This is a genomic window from Streptomyces sp. NPDC025784 (genome assembly GCF_055558435.1).
The window spans coordinates 71,132-88,155 of record NZ_JBVHMN010000015.1; the positions used below are offsets into that span (position 1 = coordinate 71,132).

At 71.5% G+C, this 17,024-nt stretch carries 14 protein-coding genes; 6 read left to right on the forward strand and 8 right to left on the reverse strand.

Annotated elements, in window-relative coordinates; all coding sequences use genetic code 11:
- Window positions 1–38: 38 nt before the first annotated feature.
- Window positions 39–521, reverse strand: coding sequence for a VOC family protein (locus ACZ4IF_RS29825; protein ID WP_359490300.1), 483 nt, complete (start codon window positions 519–521; stop codon window positions 39–41).
- A 331-nt stretch (window positions 522–852) separates the two neighbouring features.
- Between ACZ4IF_RS29825 and ACZ4IF_RS29830 the strand changes: the two genes are divergently transcribed.
- On the forward strand, window positions 853–1,506 hold the full coding sequence (locus ACZ4IF_RS29830; protein WP_467568266.1) for an ATP-dependent Clp protease proteolytic subunit: 654 nt from the start codon (window positions 853–855) through the stop codon (window positions 1,504–1,506).
- Window position 1,507: 1 nt separating this feature from the next.
- Window positions 1,508–2,110: a ClpP family protease gene (locus ACZ4IF_RS29835; protein ID WP_467568267.1), complete on the forward strand. Its 603-nt coding sequence runs from the start codon at window positions 1,508–1,510 to the stop codon at window positions 2,108–2,110.
- 61 nt (window positions 2,111–2,171) lie between these two features.
- Here the strand turns inward: ACZ4IF_RS29835 and ACZ4IF_RS29840 are convergent, their stop codons facing one another.
- Window positions 2,172–2,684: a helix-turn-helix domain-containing protein gene (locus ACZ4IF_RS29840; protein ID WP_467568268.1), complete on the reverse strand. Its 513-nt coding sequence runs from the start codon at window positions 2,682–2,684 to the stop codon at window positions 2,172–2,174.
- 135 nt (window positions 2,685–2,819) lie between these two features.
- On the reverse strand, window positions 2,820–4,505 hold the full coding sequence (locus ACZ4IF_RS29845; RefSeq protein ID WP_467568269.1) for a DUF6777 domain-containing protein: 1,686 nt from the start codon (window positions 4,503–4,505) through the stop codon (window positions 2,820–2,822).
- A 443-nt stretch (window positions 4,506–4,948) separates the two neighbouring features.
- Here ACZ4IF_RS29845 and ACZ4IF_RS29850 point away from each other — a divergent pair, with 443 nt between their 5' ends.
- Window positions 4,949–6,271 (forward strand): streptophobe family protein, encoded by a 1,323-nt coding sequence (locus ACZ4IF_RS29850; RefSeq protein ID WP_467568271.1) that lies wholly within the window; start codon window positions 4,949–4,951, stop codon window positions 6,269–6,271.
- Window positions 6,272–6,307: 36 nt separating this feature from the next.
- On the opposite strand, the gene ACZ4IF_RS29855 is transcribed toward ACZ4IF_RS29850, so the two are convergent.
- The 3 genes from ACZ4IF_RS29855 to ACZ4IF_RS29865 form a co-directional block, all read right to left on the reverse strand.
- The gene (locus tag ACZ4IF_RS29855; RefSeq protein WP_467568274.1) at window positions 6,308–6,925 is read right to left on the reverse strand and encodes an SH3 domain-containing protein; all 618 of its coding nucleotides are present in this window, start codon (window positions 6,923–6,925) and stop codon (window positions 6,308–6,310) included.
- Between the two features lie 6 nt (window positions 6,926–6,931).
- On the reverse strand, window positions 6,932–9,271 hold the full coding sequence (locus ACZ4IF_RS29860; protein WP_467568276.1) for an ABC transporter ATP-binding protein/permease: 2,340 nt from the start codon (window positions 9,269–9,271) through the stop codon (window positions 6,932–6,934).
- Window positions 9,272–9,367: 96 nt separating this feature from the next.
- On the reverse strand, window positions 9,368–9,778 hold the full coding sequence (locus tag ACZ4IF_RS29865) for a hypothetical protein (RefSeq protein WP_467568278.1): 411 nt from the start codon (window positions 9,776–9,778) through the stop codon (window positions 9,368–9,370).
- Between the two features lie 430 nt (window positions 9,779–10,208).
- Here ACZ4IF_RS29865 and ACZ4IF_RS29870 point away from each other — a divergent pair, with 430 nt between their 5' ends.
- Window positions 10,209–10,586: a nuclear transport factor 2 family protein gene (locus ACZ4IF_RS29870; RefSeq protein ID WP_467568281.1), complete on the forward strand. Its 378-nt coding sequence runs from the start codon at window positions 10,209–10,211 to the stop codon at window positions 10,584–10,586.
- A 91-nt stretch (window positions 10,587–10,677) separates the two neighbouring features.
- Here the strand turns inward: ACZ4IF_RS29870 and ACZ4IF_RS29875 are convergent, their stop codons facing one another.
- Complete coding sequence (locus ACZ4IF_RS29875; protein WP_467568283.1) at window positions 10,678–13,173, reverse strand: ATP-dependent Clp protease ATP-binding subunit; 2,496 nt, start codon at window positions 13,171–13,173, stop codon at window positions 10,678–10,680.
- Window positions 13,174–13,385: 212 nt separating this feature from the next.
- Entirely contained in the window at window positions 13,386–14,378 is a 993-nt protein-coding gene (gene mgrA / locus ACZ4IF_RS29880) for an L-glyceraldehyde 3-phosphate reductase (protein ID WP_467568285.1), read from the reverse strand.
- A gap of 127 nt (window positions 14,379–14,505) precedes the next feature.
- On the opposite strand from mgrA, the gene ACZ4IF_RS29885 reads away from it, so the two are divergent.
- Together ACZ4IF_RS29885 and ACZ4IF_RS29890 are read left to right on the forward strand one after the other, a co-directional pair.
- A complete protein-coding gene (locus tag ACZ4IF_RS29885) occupies window positions 14,506–15,399 on the forward strand; it encodes a LysR family transcriptional regulator (protein WP_345658356.1) in 894 nt (297 codons plus the stop codon).
- A gap of 97 nt (window positions 15,400–15,496) precedes the next feature.
- Complete coding sequence (locus ACZ4IF_RS29890; protein ID WP_467568287.1) at window positions 15,497–17,005, forward strand: carotenoid oxygenase family protein; 1,509 nt, start codon at window positions 15,497–15,499, stop codon at window positions 17,003–17,005.
- Window positions 17,006–17,024: the final 19 nt, after the last annotated feature.

Genomic DNA, 17,024 nt, shown 5'->3' on the forward strand with positions numbered 1-17,024 from the left:
GCTGCGGGCGTGCGGCCCGTCGGGGCCGGGCCGGCCGGCTACTCGCCCGCGTACACCTTCTCCAGGGCCGCGATGTCCAGCTTGGACATCTGATACATCGCCTGGACCGTGCGGGTCGCCTTCTGCGGGTCCGGGTCACTGATCAGGTCGATGAGCCGGCTGGGCACGACCTGCCAGGACAGGCCGTACTTGTCCTTGATCCAGCCGCACGGGCCCGCTTCGCCGCCGTCCTCGACGAACTTGTTCCAGTAGTGATCCACTTCTTCCTGGTCCGCGCAGTGGATCTGGAACGAGATGGCCTCGTCGAACGTGAACTCCGGGCCGCCGTTGATCGCGACGAACTTCTGTCCGTTGGCCACGAACTCGGCGGCCAGGACGGATCCGGCAGGGCCGGGCCCCGCCTCGGTGTAGCGGCCGATCCTGCCGAGCTTGGAGTTCTTGAAGATCGAGACGTAGTAGTGGGCGGCCTCCTCGGCCTGGCCGTCGAACCACAGGCACGTGGTGAATCCGTCGGCGGGCATGTGTACCTCCTCGGGCGGGAAAACATCCTTACCCGTATCGACCGGTCGTCGCCCGCAAACTCATCGGTGGCCCGCGGACCGTTCGGGTGACGATCGCCCGGCGCCACGCCCGGCGGCGGTGCGCCGGTCACCGTCTGCCGCCCGGCCCGGACGTCGGGGCCGGTTCTGCCTCATGGCCGCGGCGCAGCAGATCGGCGGGCCGGCCGGGTCGTGCCGGCCTCTGCCCGTGGCAGATCTGCCGCGGGCAGAGAAATCGGACACGGCCGCGAGGCCGGGCGGAGAGTGGAGGGCGCGGCCACCCACGTAGGCCGCCTCACCACAAGGAGGACCGATGTCTTCACTCGTCACGGGCCGCCACCCGGCCCACACGCCGCGGGCCGAGGAGGGCGACACCCCGCCGTCCCGCTTCGACGACCACCTGGCCGCGCAACTGCTCGGACAGCGGATCGTCTTCCTCGGCACACAGGTCGACGAGGTCTCCGCGAACCGGGTCTGCGCCCAGTTGCTCCTGCTGTCCGCGGAGGACCCGCGCACCGACATCAGTCTGTACGTCAACAGCCCCGGCGGTTCCGTGACCGCCGGCCTGGCGATCTACGACACGATGCGGCTGATCCCCAACGACGTGTCCACGCTCGTCATGGGCTTCGCGGCGAGCATGGGGCAGTTCCTGCTCACCGTCGGCACGCGCGGCAAGCGCTACGCGCTGCCGAACGCGCGGATCATGATGCACCAGCCGTCGGCCGGCATCGGCGGCACCACGGCCGACATCGAGATCCAGGCGCAGAACCTGGAGTTCACGAAGAAGGCGATCGAGCGGATCACCGCCGAGCACACCGGGCAGAGCGAGGAGACCATCTCCCGGGACGGCGACCGCGACCGCTGGTTCACGGCCGAACAGGCACGGGAGTACGGCATGGTGGACCGGGTCGTGGAGTCGCTCGACGACGTCCGCCCGGCCGCCGCACGGCGAAGGATGGGGCTCTGACATGGGTACGTACACGATCCCGAACGTCGTCGAGCGCACCCCGCAGGGCGAGCGGTCGTACGACGTCTTCAGCCGTCTGCTGTCCGAGCGGATCATCTTCCTCGGCACGGAGATCGACGACGGGGTCGCGAACGTCGTCATCGCGCAGCTCCTCCATCTGGAGTCGTCGAGCCCGGAGAGCGAGATCGCGATCTACATCAACTCGCCCGGGGGTTCGTTCACTTCGCTCATGGCCATCTACGACACGATGACCTTCGTCCAGGCCCCCATCTCCACCTTCTGCGTCGGGCAGGCAGCCTCGACGGCGGCGGTGCTCCTGGCCGGGGGCGACCCGGGCCGACGGTTCGTGCTGGAGCACGCCCGCGTCCTGCTCGGTCAGCCGGCCAGCGGCGGACGCCAGGGCACGGTCTCGGACCTGAGCCTGCAGGCCAAGGAGATGATCCGCATCCGCTCGCAGGTCGAGGAGGTCCTCGCCCGGCACACCCACCACGACATCACGACCCTGCGCGCGGACATGGACCGGGACAAGATCTTCACCGCGGACGAGGCGGTCGCCTACGGACTCGCGGACGAGGTGCTGAGCCGACGGCTCGCGGTGCACTGACGGCGCGGTTTCGCGGTGCTCCTACGGCGCGGCTCGCGGTGCTCCGACCGTGCCGGCCGCGTCAGGCGGCCAGACACATGCCGTCGTACCCGGACGTCGAAGGCCTCGCGCCCGGCGTCACCGAGGTGCCGCGGCCGCGGCCCGGCACGAGTCCGGCGAGCCGGTCCAGCCGGACGAGTTCGTCCTGGGCCAGCGACAGCAGGTCGGTGAGACCGAGGCCGAGGGCGCGCGCGGCCGCCGCGAGCACTTCGGAGGATGCCTCCTTGCGCCCGCGCTCCAGCTCCGACAGGTACGGCATGGAGATCCGGGCCTCTTCGGCCACATCCTTCAGCGTGCGCTCCTGGGCGAGCCGTTCGCGCCGCAGAACGTCGCCCACGAGGTCGCGCCACAGGGGCTCCTTGCCCCCCAACGGCTCGCGTCCCGGGGGCTCCTGGGGCACCGCGCGCGGTGCGAGGACCGGTCGGGATCGTCGCGGTGCCGTGGCGGGGGCGACGGGCACCGCCCGGGCCGGACCGGACCCGGCCGCCGGGCGCAGGGGAATGACTCGGGCTTCGTCGGTCGCGTCGTTGCTCACCCCTTCAGCCTAGAAGGGGTGAGCCGGACGGGAAGGGATCGGCGTTCCGCTCTCGGTGAATCCGAGAACCCGTGAATCCGCAGGGCCATGGGTCCGGGTCGCGGGCGGCGTGGGTGGCCAGCGAGGGGGGGCCACTCAGGCCCCGCCACCCGTTTCGGCGGGCTCCTGCTCGGTCTCGGCCGGCTCCTGCGCGGTTTCACCGGGCTCCTCGCCGGTCCGACCCGGCTCCTGGGCCGTCTGGGCGGGCTCCGACGGGGCCGGTTCCTGCGAGAAGGGAGCGGACGTGACGGGCCCGGAGGAGAGCGTCGGCGTCTCGGCGGCCGGGGCCGACTGCGTGGCGGTCGGAGCAGGCTGCGTGGCGGTCGGAGCGGGTGCCGACGACTTCGGCTCGGAAGGCGACTCGGCCTTCGAGGACTCGGGCTTCGGCGACTCGGACTTCGACGGAGAGGGCGACTCCGACTTCGAGGACTCGGGCTTCGAGGACTCGGATTCGGGCGATTCCGACTTCGACGGCTCGGACTTCGAGGACTCGGGCTTCGACGGAGAGGGCGACTCGGACTTGGACGGCTCCGACTTCGACGACGAGGGCGACTCCGACTTCGAGGACTCGGGCTTGGAGGACTCGGACTTGGACGGCTCCGACTTCGACGACGAGGGCGACTCCGACTTCGAGGACTCGGGCTTCGAGGACTCGGACTTGGAGGGTTCGGACTTCGACGGCGAGGCCGAGGACTCGGAGGGGGAGGTCGACGAGCCGGACTTGGAGGGCCCGGACGACGACGAGGAGGGCGAGGACGGCGTCGACGACGTGGGGGTCGGGGCGCACCCACCGCCGGTCAGGGTGGCGCACGGCGTCGGTGGCGGCGTCGTCGGCGTGGGGGTCACGACCACCGTCGGGAAGGGCCGTGGCGGACGGTGCGTCCGACGGTCGCGGTGCGTGTTGTCACCCCGGTACCTGGCTATCCACTTGTCGTCGTGCGAGTCGACGATGACGAACACGTTGATGATCGTCACGGAGGGCGCTATCACCACGACGTTCTGCGGCTGGAAGGACGCCCAGCGTTGGCCCGTCTGCTTGGGTGTGGTCTTCTGCTGGACGGGCTCCTTCAGCGGGTTGCCGCATCCGCAGCGCGTACGGGGCACTCCGTGGGAGTCGACGAGGACCGAGGTGCCCGACTGGAGGATCGCCTGGTAGCTGGTGGGGCCGCCGGAACGGTAGCCGTGGTTGGTCACACGCGTGTCGGCGCTCAGTTGCACCGGCGTGAGCGACCGCAGGTACGAGGGAATCTGCCCCGCCGTGATGCCCTCCACCGAGGCGAAGGCCTTGGCTTTGGACGGGTCCGCCTGCAGCGCCTTGATCTGCTTCTCCACATTGCACGGGGAGACGTTCTTCTGACCCGCGTACAGCCCCGGCGCCGAACCCACCACGCCACGCGTCACGTTGCCGGGCACCTCGGTGGTGCCCCCGCCCTGCGTACGTGTCTCGACCGGCGCACCGGTGGTCTTCGGCGTCGTGCCTCCCGGCTCCGTCGTCCTCGGCGGCGTGGTCTTCGGCGTCGTGCCCCCCGGCTCCGTCGTCTTCGGTGCCGTCGTCCCGGGCTTCGTGGTCTTCGGCGCCGGTGTCCCGGGCTCCGTGGTCTTCGGCGCCGAGGTGCCGGTCGTCGAAGTCCCCGGCGCGGTGGCAGTGTCGATCGCCGTCGACTCCGTGAAGGGGTCGGGCCCGGCCGCGGCCGCCGGCTGGAGGAACACCTCACCGGCGGTGTTCTTGCCACCGCCGGAGTTGTTGCTGAACAGGAGACCGACGACCACGGCCAGCGCCACGACGCCGGTCAGCAGCGCGACTCGGGGTGCCGACCTCCACCAGGGATGCTCGGGCCCCTGCCCCGGACCACCGCGCCCGGACGGCCCGCCCCCGCCGCCTCCGCGGCCCCCTGGACCGGACCCGCCCGGCGGTGGCTCCGAGGGAACACGGCTGTCGGGCTGAGTGGGAGTGGGACTTGGACCGGGCTGGCTCGGCTGTGACGGACGCGCCAGCGGGCCGGAGGGCGGTCCTGTGGGTTGGCCGCCTGTGGGTTGGCCGGAAGTCGGCGGGTCGACGCTCACGAGCTACTCCCGTTGTAGGGATTCCGCGGCACCTGATGCATCTCGTGCCGCTTTCTTCCACAACTGAACCATTGTGTGCTCCGGCCCCGTGCCCCCCGCAAGCCGACGCGGTCGGCCCCCTCCGAGGGGCGGCCCGCGCCGGCCCTGCCTAACGTGGCAGCGTGAGTCCCGAAACCCCGTCCGACCAGGCAAGAGCCCTCCGCGGTGAGCGGACGGCAGCTCACCACGGCTGGGGTCAGGCCGTAATGGCCGTACTGGCGGGAACGGTCACGATGATGGTCGTCGCGGCGCTGGGACTGTGGGCGGCGGGAGCGGCGGACCTCCCCGACGGCGCGTTCGCGCGTGTCGTGGCGGCGACCGTGGTGACGGCGGTCGGCGGCACCGTCGAATTCGCGGGCGGCGCAGGCGTCGTCGCCGACACCGAGGCCGGCCTGACGGTGATTCCCCTGTCGGTGACGCTCGCCGGAACCCTGGTCGTCGCGGCCGGCTTCCTGCGGCCGCTGCGCCACCGGGCCGTCACCGGTGCCCGTGAACTGGCCGGGTGGGCGGCCCGGATCGCCGTCGTATGGCTCGTGGTCCTCATCGCGCTCGCGCTGCCGGCCCGCCACACGTTCACGATCCCCGTCGGCGACGACACCATCGGCGACATCGGCGACCTGTTCGGCATCACGCCCGAGGTGGGGTTCGAGGCGAACGTGCCGCAGACCCTGGGCTTCGGGATGCTGTGGCTGCTCGGTGTGTTCGTGCTCGCCCTGCTGGTGTCGCCCGGGGCACCGCTGCCCGCCCGGCTGCTGCGCTTCCAGGAGTCGGTCCGTCCGGCCGCGTTCGCCATGGTGGCCCTGCTGCTCGCGTACGTGGCCCTCGGTGTGGTCGTCGGGCTGGTCGTGGCGGCGACCCGCGGTCATGCGGCAGACACGTTCGCGGCGATCCTGCTCGGCCTCCCGAACCTCGTATGGCTCGCCTTCACCATCGGGCTGGGCGCCACCTGGCACGGGCGCGTGGACGGGCCCTTCGGGCTGCCCATGCCGCCCTTGCTCGAAGAGGTGCTCCGCACACCGGACGTCTCCACCCTCGACCTCGGCTCCCTCGCCGCCCACGACGGCCGGGTGTGGTGGCTGCCGGTCGTCGACGCGGTGCTGCTGCTCGCCGCCGCGTTCCTGATGGCGGCCCGGTCACCGGCTCGGATGCGGAGCCGGCAGCACGCGGTGCACATGGCGGTGGCACTCGTGCTCACCGTGCTCATGATCTGTCTCGTCGGCCGTGTCTCGGCACACCTCGGTCTGTCGGTCCTCGGCATCGGCGACCTCGGTGGCGGCCTGGGGGGCGAGCTGCTGCTGCGGCCCGACGTGTGGTCCGCGCTCGGCTGGGCAGCGCTGTGGGGCCTCGTCACCGGCTTCGTGGGCGGTCTGCCGGCGAGGCGTGTCCACCGCGGAGGCCAGGCAGAGGTGGCGCCCGGCCCCTCCGGCAGCGCACCGTCCGCCTGACGCCGCGCAGCCGCGGGTCCGCCGCGATCCGGCCCATCAGGTCTCTCCCAGCTCGTCCCCGTCGTAGGACACCAGGCGCGTGGGTTCCCGGTCGTCCCGGGCCGGTGCCTGGACGACCTCGGTCTGCTCCCGCGGGTACGGGTCCGCGGGGGGCTCCGGTGCCGCGGCCGACGGATCGTGCTCGGCCGCGAAGGTGCTCAGCCGTGTCCCGTCGCAGTACACCCACCGTTCGTGCTCACCGTCGTAGATCCAGACCGATTCGCCGTCCACGATCACCCCGATCCGCTGGCCCCTCGTGCGATCGCGGAAGCTCTCCCCGTCGATACGTCCGGTCGCGAGTTCCTCGGCGGCTCTCCGGTAGCGGATGAGCGCGTCCTCCACACGCGTCAGCAGCGGGCGCGGGTCCGCGGTGCGGGCGAGCGGACTGCCCGCCTCGGGGGGCGCCTGCGGCACCGGTACCAGGAGGCGGCCGTCGACCCAGGCCGACCAGCCGTTGGAGCAGACGACGCGGCCCCAGTCGCCGAGCCGGTCGACCAACTGCACGGGCAGCAGCGGGTCGAGCGGCACGGTCGGCCGGGACGGGTCCGGTTCCTCCCAGGCCGGAAGACCGTCCTGCGGCACGACATGCGTGGGGTGGAAGCCGGGAGTCGTCATCGGCACCTACTTCCGCAGGACGGCGGGCTCGTGCCGCTGGAGCAGCCGGTCGACCAGCCGCCCGAAGACGACGCAGAGCACCACGAGCATCCCCATGTTGAACAGCCAGACGTCCACCGAGTGCCGGAACAGCGGATCGGCGGTCAGGTCCCAGGGGACGATCCGCGCCAGCCCGATGGTCCCTGCCATCGCGCCCAGGGCCCAGCGCGCGGGCACCAGCCAGGACAGCTGCTCGATGCCGGGCACGCCGTTCAGTTTCAACAGTGCTCCGCAGAAGACCACTTGGACGATGGCGAGCAGCACCAGCAGGGGCATGGTGACCTCCTCCTTGGTCACCAGGGCGGAGACGAGGAGGCCGAGCATCATCGCGGTGAAGGCGAGCAGGGCCACGGCCACCGTGAGCTCCACGAGAGGCGGCATGAGGACGCCCTTGCCGCCGGGAGCGTCGAGGTCGACGCCGAGGAGGGCGACGAGGGTGAGAACGACGGCCTGGAGCACGGTGATGGTGCCGAGGACGACGATCTTCGACATCAGATACGCCGATCTGGACAGGCCGACGGCGCGTTCGCGCTGGTAGATCACCCGTTCCTTGACCAGTTCGCGCACGGCGTTGGCCGCGCCGGTCAGGACTCCGCCGACGCAGAGGATGAGCAGCGCGTTCATCGCCGTCTCCTGGGTCAGCCGGCTGCCTGCCAGGGCGCGGGCCATCACGCCCATGACGAACGGCAGCACGATCATGACGGCGAGGAAGGTGCGGTCGCTGCTGAGGGCCCGGGCGTAGCGGCGGACGAGTGTGACGAGCTGGACGATCCAGCTCTGCGGCTTGTGGGGCGGCGCGACGGGACCCGTCGCACCGCGTGCCAGATGGGGCTGTCTGCTGGCGTTCTCGATGTACTGGCGGTGGAAGGGCGACTCCCGGTACTCCTCCGCCCAGTTCCGGCCGTGGTCCCGTTCGAAGGCCTCGAAGGCCTCCGGCCACTGCCGGTAGCCGAAGAAGGCGAGGGTGTCCTCCGGCGGCCCGTAGTAGGCGACCCTGCCGCCGGGGGCGAGCACGAGCAGCCGGTCGCAGACGTCGAGGCTGAGCACACTGTGGGTGACCACGATGACCGTGTGGCCGTCGTCGGCGAGGCCCCGCAGCATGTGCATCACCGAGCGGTCCATGCCGGGGTCGAGGCCCGACGTCGGCTCGTCGAGGAAGAGCAGGGACGGCTTGGTCAGTAGTTCCAGGGCCACGCTGACCCGTTTGCGCTGGCCGCCCGACAGGCTGTGGATGGACTGGTCGACGCGCTGTTCGAGGCCCAGCTCGCGGATCACCTCGTCGACCCGCGCCCGGCGCTCGGCCTTCGCGGTGTCCTGCGGGAAGCGCAGCTGGGCGGCGTAGCCGAGGGCCCTGCGCACGGTCAGCTGGGTGTGCAGGATGTCGTCCTGCGGGACCAGTCCGATGCGCTGGCGCAGCTCGGCGTAGTCGCGGTAGAGGTCGCGGCCGTCGTACAGGACGGTGCCTTCGTCGGCGGGGCGCTGCCCGGTCAGGGCGTTGAGGAGAGTGGACTTCCCCGAGCCGCTCGGGCCGACGACGGCCAGCAGGCTTTTCGCGCCGACGGGGAAGGACACCTCGTCCAGGAGCCGCTTGCGTCCGCGGTCGGTGTCGACGGTGAGGTCCTGGACGTCGAGCGAGATCTCGCCGGTGTCGACGTACTCCTGGAGCTCGTCGCCCACCAGACAGTAGGCGGCGTGGCCGATGCCGACGATGTCACCCGGTGTGACCGCGGCACGGTCCACGGGCCGGCCGTTGAGGAACGTGCCGTTGTGGCTGTCGAGGTCGACGATCTCGTACGTGCCGTCCGCGTGGGCCCGCAGCTCCGCGTGCTCCCGGGAGACGATCAGGTCCTCGATGACCAGGTCGTTGGACGCGTCGCGGCCTATGCGGACGGTGCGGGTGGGCAGCGGCCGGACGGCGCTCGGCCGCCGGAACGTGCCGGTGGCGCCCGGCGCGGAGACGCCCGAGGGGCGCTCGGAGGCGGGGGGCGGGCGGTCCACGAGAACCACGCGGGGGCCGTCCGCGGGGTTGCCGAAGCGGATGACACTGCCGGGGCCGACGCCCCACTCGTGGATGCGTCGGCCGTCGGCGTACGTGCCGTTCGTGCTGTGCTCGTCCTCCAGCGTCCAGTGGTCGGCCTCCGGGCGGATCACCGCGTGGTGCCACGAGACCCGCTCGTCCTCGAGGACGACATCGCTCAGGGGGTCGCGCCCCACGCGGTAGTCGCGGCTCGGGCTCATCACCGTGGAGCCGGTCTCGGTCTCGAGGACGAGTTCCGGCGCAGTGGGCATGACCGGCCGCTCTCGCATGCCAAAATTCTAACGATTCGCCCACATGTGCGCCTGATCGGCAGGGTCTCTCGGCCCGCCGGACGCGGGCGCCGTCGCACCGCGGGGGCGGGGCGCTCAGGCGGCGGAGATTCCCAGCACCGCGGCGGTCCGCTGCATCCGCAGCGCGTCGACGGACTCCGCGAGCAGCTCGTACTCGGTGGTGTCGTCACTGGTGGCGACCCGGACGAGCTTTCCCGCGGCCAATTCCTGCGCGACCAGCTCCTGTTGGGCGGTGTCCCCGCACCAGGCGCGCAGCATGCTCGGCACGTCCGGAACGGTGTCCGGCACCGGCGCGATCGAGTTCGGCGGGAATGCGGGGTCCTCGGGCTGCGGGTCGAGCCGCTCCGCCATCCACGCGGCGCGGTCGCGCATCCACCACAGGGCCAGTGCCAGAGTCGGCGCGCGATAGGCCCCGAGGGGTACGCCGACACGCCGACCACCGCATATTCCGTACGCGGTGACGTGGCACAGGAATTCGTCGTGCACGATCGTTCCCCCATTGGCGTCGCTCGCTGCCGGCCGGGCCTCTCTTTCCCCGCGGCTCGTCTGCTGTGCACGATGGTGCTGATCGGGCGGTGGTGCTCACAGAGCGTGGCTGAATTGCCCTGGTATCGAGTATCGCCACTCCTGACCCTCTGTCACCATGCCATTCCAGCCAGTCTCTTGGCATATTCACTGCCGCGGTTGGCCGAAATCTCCACACGGGGCCGGGCAGCGCGCCCTTCGGCCGTCCCGCCCGTCCGTGCGGGCGGTGAATTCCCGTGGCGGCACGGCGGAGCCCGGGCATTACCCGAGGGGTAATCGACGCCCGCGGGCCGCGCCCGGCATGGTGGTCGTACCGCATCCCAACGGGGCGCGACAGCCCGGGATTCGGACTCTGACCAGCAGTGACGACCTCGATGGAGGCTGATTCACCATGTCCGCGAACACCGACCGCTACGAGACCGCCGTCGCCCGCTACTTCGAGGCCTGGAACGCGAGCGGGCAGGACGCGCTGACGAAGTCGGTCGCCGCCGCCTGGGCCGCCGACGGCACTTACACCGACCCGCTGGCCGACGTGCGCGGCCACGATCAGATCGCTTCGGTGATCGCCGCGGCGCACGAGCAGTTCCCCGGGTTCTCCTTCCGGCTGCTGGGCGGTGTCGACGGCCATCACGACACCGCGCGTTTCGGCTGGGAACTGGTCGACGAGTCGGACGGCTCGGCGCCCGTCGCCGGGTCCGACGTCATCATCCTGGACGGCGAGGACCGTATCCGGAGCGTGTACGGGTTCCTGGACCGCGTCCCGGGCTAGCCCGGGACCTGGGGCGTGCGCGGAGCCGCGGGCAGGGCCACGGGGGTGAGCTCGGCCGGCGTCCACCGCCGGCCGAGCTCCCGGTCCTGTCTCACTCCTGAGGCTGCGGCTCCACCTCCGACGGCGTTGCGGCTTCCCCCGCGCCCTCCCCGGCGGCCCGCTCCTTCAGGCTCAGCGACAGCTTGTCGTCCTTGACGTCGGCGAGCACCGTGTCGCCCGGGTCGAGCGTGCCGTCGAGCAGCATGGTGGACAGCCGGTTGTCGAGTTCGGTCTGAATGGTGCGACGCAGCGGCCGGGCGCCGAACTCCGGTTGGTAGCCCCGGTCGGCCAGCCATTCCTTCGCGGCCTCGGTGACCTCCAGGTCGATCTTCTGGGCCCGCAGCCGACGCCGGCTGTGCTCCAGCAGGAGGTCGACGATCCGCACCAGGTCGGAGCGGGTCAGGGCATGGAAGACGATGATCTCGTCGATCCGGTTGAGGAACTCCGGGCGGAAGTGCGCCTGGAGTTCGGCCATCAGATCGTCCTTGATCTCGTCGAGGTCGCCCTGGTGGTCGAGGATGTGCTTCGAGGCGATGTTGCTGGTCATGATGACGACGGTGTTGCGGAAGTCGACCGTGCGTCCTTGCGCGTCGGTCAGGCGTCCGTCGTCGAGGACCTGGAGGAGCAGGTTGAAGACGTCGCGGTGCGCCTTCTCGACCTCGTCGAAGAGCACCACGCTGTACGGCTTGCGGCGCACCGCCTCGGTGAGCTGTCCGGCCTCCTCGTACCCGACGTATCCGGGCGGGGAGCCGACGAGCCGGGAGACCGTGTGCTTCTCCTGGAACTCGCTCATGTCGAAGCGGATCATGCGCTCGGGGTCGCCGAAGAGGAGTTCCGCGAGCGCCTTGGCGAGTTCGGTCTTGCCGACGCCGGTAGGGCCGAGGAAGAGGAAGCTGCCGGTCGGCCGGTTCGGGTCCCCCATGCCGGCCCGGCCGCGGCGCACCGCCTGGGCGACGGCGGTGACCGCCTGGTCCTGGCCGATGATCCGCTCGTGCAGGACGTCCTCGAGTTTCATCAGCCGGTCGCGCTCGGTCTCGGTCAACTGCGAGACCGGGATGCCGGTGCGCACGGAGAGCACTTCGGCGATGTCGTCCGCGGTGACGCTGGGCGCGGGGGTCCGGCCCTCGCCCACACCGGCGAGCTCTTCCTCCAACTCGCTGATCTGCACCTTGAGTTCGCCGGCACGCTCGAAGTCCTCGGTGCTGACGGCCTCGTCCTTCTCGCGGCGCAGCCGGGTGAGCCGGGCCTCCATGTCGACGGTCTCGGTGGAGTCGTCGACGCTGCGCAGACTCACCCGCGCGCCCGCCTGGTCCATCAGGTCGATGGCCTTGTCGGGCAGGAAGCGGTCGCTGATGTAGCGGTCGGAGAGCGCCGCGGCGGCGTCCAGCGCCTCGTCCGTGAAGCGGACCTGGTGATGTGCCTCGTAGGAGTCGCGCAGCCCGCGCAGGATCTCGATGGTCTCCTCGACGCTGGGCTCGGGGACCATGACCGGCTGGAACCGGCGTTCGAGTGCGGCGTCCTTCTCGATGTACCTGCGGTACTCGTCGATCGTGGTGGCACCGACGACACTCAGTTCTCCGCGGGCCAGTGCGGGCTTGAGGATGTTGCCTGCGTCCATGGCGCCCTCGCCGCCGGCTCCCGCGCCGACGACCGTGTGGAGTTCGTCGATGAACAGGATGACGTTCTTCTCGGCGTCGGTGACCTCGTCGATCACCTTCTTCAGCCGTTCCTCGAACTCGCCCCGGTACTTGGCCCCGGCGACGAGCCCGGAGAGGTCGAGTCCGACCACCCGGCGGTCGCGCAGCGCCTTGGGCACCTCACCGGCGACGATGCGCTGGGCGAGGCCCTCGACGATGGCGGTCTTCCCGACGCCCGGATCGCCGATCAGGACGGGATTGTTCTTGGTCCTGCGGGAGAGGACCTCGACGGTCTGCTCGATCTCCTCGGAGCGCCCGACGACGGGGTCGAGCTTGCCGCCGCGCGCCTCCTCGGTGAGATCCCGCCCGTATTCGTCGAGGGTGGGTGTGTCTCCGTGCCCTCCGGCCGACGCCGCGCGGCCCCCGCCGGGCGCGGCCCCCTCGGCCCGCATCGCCTGGCCCGCGCCGGAACCCGGTTCGGACAGGAGTGCGGCAAGGATGTGTTCCGGGCCTATGTAGGAGGCTCCGGCCGCCTGGGACCGCGCGTGCGCCGCGAGCAGGGCGCGCTTCGCCGCCGGCGTGAGCGCGGGCTCACCGGTGCCCGGGCCGGAGGGCAGCGTGTCCCGCAGGTCCCGCTCCAGCTGGTCGATGTCCACGCCGGCCTGTTCCAGTGCCTGGCGCGCGGCGGGCACCTGGGTGGCGGCCCACAGCAGGTGCACGGTGTCGAGGTCCGAGCCGTCCTCGGCCGCGCGGGCGCCTGCCGCGGCCAACAGCTCGTGCGCGGAGTCGCTGAGCAGGCGCCCGATGGGGACGCGCTGCATCGCCGGCGGGGACGTCGCCGGGCTCATGCCGAAGAAGCGGTTGAAGAGATCGGAGAACGGGTCGTTCGACCCGAAGGGCGAGATCGTCACGGGGGGCCACCTGTCCGGCGACGGCACCTCGGCCGTGTGCCGCCCGCCATCTGTGTCGATTTCCGATGCTCATCCAGTGTTGGCCCGCTGCTCCGGTCGCACAAATGCACTCGCGTCCCACATGCCGCACTCTGCGGTCGCAGGAGCCGTCGCCCCTCGGGGCACGGCGATGAGGTTCCCGGCCGGGCACCGGGGCGCCCGGCCGGTCCGTGTCACGGCTCGATGATCGCGTCGATGCGGGCGAGCTCGTCCGCGTCGAAGTCGAGGTTCCCGATGGCCGCGACGCTGTCCTCGAGCTGCTGCGGGCTGCTCGCGCCGATCAGCGCGGACGTCACGCGACCGCCGCGCAGCACCCACGCCAGCGCGGTCTGGGCGAGGGACTGACCGCGCTGCTTGGCGATCTCGTCGAGGGCCCGCAGCTTGCGTACCAGGTCCTCGGTGACCGTCTCGGCGCTCAGGAACGGGCTGTCGCTCGCGGCGCGGGACCCCTCCGGGATGCCGTCGAGGTAGCGGCCGGTGAGCAGACCCTGCTCCAGCGGCGAGTAGGCGATGGAACCGACCTGGAGCTCGTCCAGCGTGTCCAGGAGCCCCTCCGCCTCCGGGCGGCGGTCGAGCATGGAGTAGCGGGGCTGGTGGATGAGCAGCGGGGTGCCCAGCTCGCCCAGGATGCGGGCGGCCTCACGGGTCTGCTCCGCCGAGTAGTTGGAGACGCCGACGTACAGCGCCTTGCCCTGCTGCACGGCGGAGTGCAGGGCGCCCATCGTCTCCTCCAGCGGAGTCTCCGGGTCGAAGCGGTGCGAGTAGAAGATGTCGACGTGGTCGAGGCCCATCCGGACCAGGCTCTGGTCCAGTGACGACAGCAGGTACTTGCGGGAGCCCCATTCGCCGTAGGGTCCGGGCCACATCAGATACCCGGCCTTGGTCGAGACGACCAGCTCGTCGCGGTAGGGCGCGAAGTCGGCCTTCAGCGCGTCGCCGAGGGCCGACTCGGCCGCGCCGGGCGGCGGCCCGTAGTTGTTCGCGAGGTCGAAATGGGTGACACCGAGGTCGAAGGCGCGGCGGAGGATCGCCCGCTGCGTCTCCACGGGCCGGTCGGGGCCGAAGTTGTGCCACAGGCCGAGCGACAGCGCGGGGAGCTTCAGGCCGCTGCGTCCGGTGCGCCGGTAGGGCATGTCCGCGTAACGGTCGGGGTGTGCGGTGTACAACGCGTACTCCTGGAAGGCCGGGAAGTCAGGTCTCCACTCTCGCCCGCGCCCGCGGCAGCGGTCCAACGGGAGAATCGGATGGCATTGAGCGACGAGGGCTCTCAATCGGCGGCTAGGCTTCCACGTCATGGAACTGCGCCACCTTCAGCATTTCGTCGCCGTCGCCGAGGACCAGCACTTCACCCGGGCCGCCGAACGGCTCATGGTGTCGCAGTCGGGGCTGTCGTCGTCGATCCGCGCCCTGGAGCGGGAGCTTCAGGCCGCGCTGTTCGTGCGCACCACCCGCCGCGTGACGCTCACCGAGGCCGGCCGGGCCCTGCTGGGCGAGGCGGAGCGGATCCTCGCGCAGGTCCGGTCGGCCCAGGACGCGGTGGCCGCCGTGCAGGGCGTGCTGCGCGGCACTCTCTCGCTCGGCACCGAACAGTGCATCGCCGGGGTCCAGGTGGCCCGGCTGCTCGCCCGGTTCCGCAGGCGTCACCCCGACGTGGAGATCCGGCTGCGGCAGGCTGGCGCGGAAGCACTGGCCGAGGAGGTCGCGGCGGGTGGGCTCGACCTGGCCTTCGGGGTGCGGACCCGGGCGGACACCGACCAGCTGCGTTCGGTCCCGCTGACCGGTGAGCCGATGACCGTGCTCTGCCATCCGGCACACCGCCTCGCGGGTGCCGCGGTGGTCACGCCCGAGGAGCTGGGCGGGGAGGCGTTCGTCGACTTCCACCACGACTGGGGACCGCGTCGCACCACGGACGCGGCCTTCGCCGCGGCGGACGTACGGCGGACCGTGGCGCTGGAGGTCAACGACGTGCACAGCCTGCTGGAGCTGGTCCACGAAGGTCTCGGCATCGCCGTCGTGCCGCGGCACTTCGGCCTGAAGCGCGAGGCGGGCGATCTCGTCTCCCTCCCGTTCAAGGGGGCACGTGAGACGTCGTACGAGACCGTCGCCATGCTTCCGCCGCCGGAGGCGACCAGTCCGGCGGCGCGCGCGTTGATGGCGCTCCTGGAGACCGCCGAAGAGGGGGTCTGACACCACCCCGAGAGGGGTTCTGGCACTCCTGGCATCGCCGCTCCACCGCCGCAGACTCGTGGACGTCCGCACGGGAACACGAGTCGGGAGCACGCGCGTGAGGGATCACACACGACGCACGGTGCTGCGGGGGGCGGCCGTCACGGCGGCGGCCGGACTGGCCGGCACGGCGGGCGGCCTCCGGACGACGGCGGCCACCACGCCTCCCCCGCCTGCCGGGACGCGGGAGGCACGCCGCTTTCCTTTCCTGGAGGGGGCGTTCAAGCCCGTCACCGAGGAACTGACCGCCTTCGACCTGCCGGTCACGGGGCGGATCCCCCGCGAACTGAACGGCCGCTTCCTGCGCAACGGGCCCAACGTGCTGGGACTCGAGGACCCGAGGGCCCATCACTGGATGCTCGGCGAGGGCATGGTCCACGGCGTACGGCTGCGGGACGGCCGCGCCGAGTGGTACCGCAACCGGTGGATCCGGTCGTCCACCGTGGCACGCAAGCTCGGCGAGTCCTACCCGGGCCCCGTGCCCCCGGACGACTTTCCGTGCAACACCCATGTGATCGGGCACAGGGGACGCGTCCTGGCGCTCCAGGAGAGCGGACCGCTGCCGTACGAACTCGACCACGAGCTCGGCACTGTGGGCACGTACGACTTCCGCGGCACCCTGAAGGGAGCCTTCGCCGCGCACACCAAGTTCGACGCGACGGCCGGGGAACTGCACGCGATCGCCTACTACCCGGCCTGGGACCACGTCCGCCACCAGGTGGTCGACCACACCGGCCGCGTCGTCCGCACCACGCGGATCCCGGTGGCCGGCGCGCCGATGATGCACGACTTCGCCCTCACCGAGAAGTACGTCGTGGTCTTCGACCTGCCCATCACCTTCGACCCCGCGGGCGCGGAACGCGGCGACCCGGTGCCGTACGTCTGGAACACGGGGCATCCGATGCGCGTCGGACTGCTGCCGCGCGCGGGCGGGCCGGGGGTCCGCTGGTTCGAGGTGGATCCGGTGTACTTCTCGCACACGGTGAACGCCTACGACGAGGGTTCCACCGTGGTGGTCGACATGACGACCTATCCCGCGCCCTTCCAGGTGGCGGGCCGCGGGTCGGGCGGCCCCTACGGGGCGGGCACCTCGTCGGTCGAACGCTGGACGGTGGACCTGGCCCGCGGGCGTGTGCGCACGAGGACGCTCGACGACCGCCCGCAGGAGTTCCCGCGCGTCAACGAGGCCCTGGTGTCACGGCGGCACCGGTACGCGTACACGGCCGCGGCCGCCGACCTGACGCTCGCGTACCTCACCGCCGACGGCGATCCGCCCGATCGCGCCTTCGGCGACGCTCTCATCAAGCACGACCTGTTCCGCGGCACCACCCAGGTCCATCGTCTGCCGCGAGGCGCCGCCGCCGGGGAGGCGGTGTTCGTCCCCGGGCAGGGGGCGAGGGCCGAGGACGACGGATACGCGCTCGCCTACGTGCACAACCCCGACCGCGGCGCCGCGGACCTGGTCGTCCTCGCCGCCCAGGACTTCACCGGCGAGCCGCTCGCCCGCATCCACCTGCCGGGACGGGTGCCGCTCGGCTTCCACGGGAGCTGGATTGCGGACGCGTGAGCAGCGGTGATGCGCGATG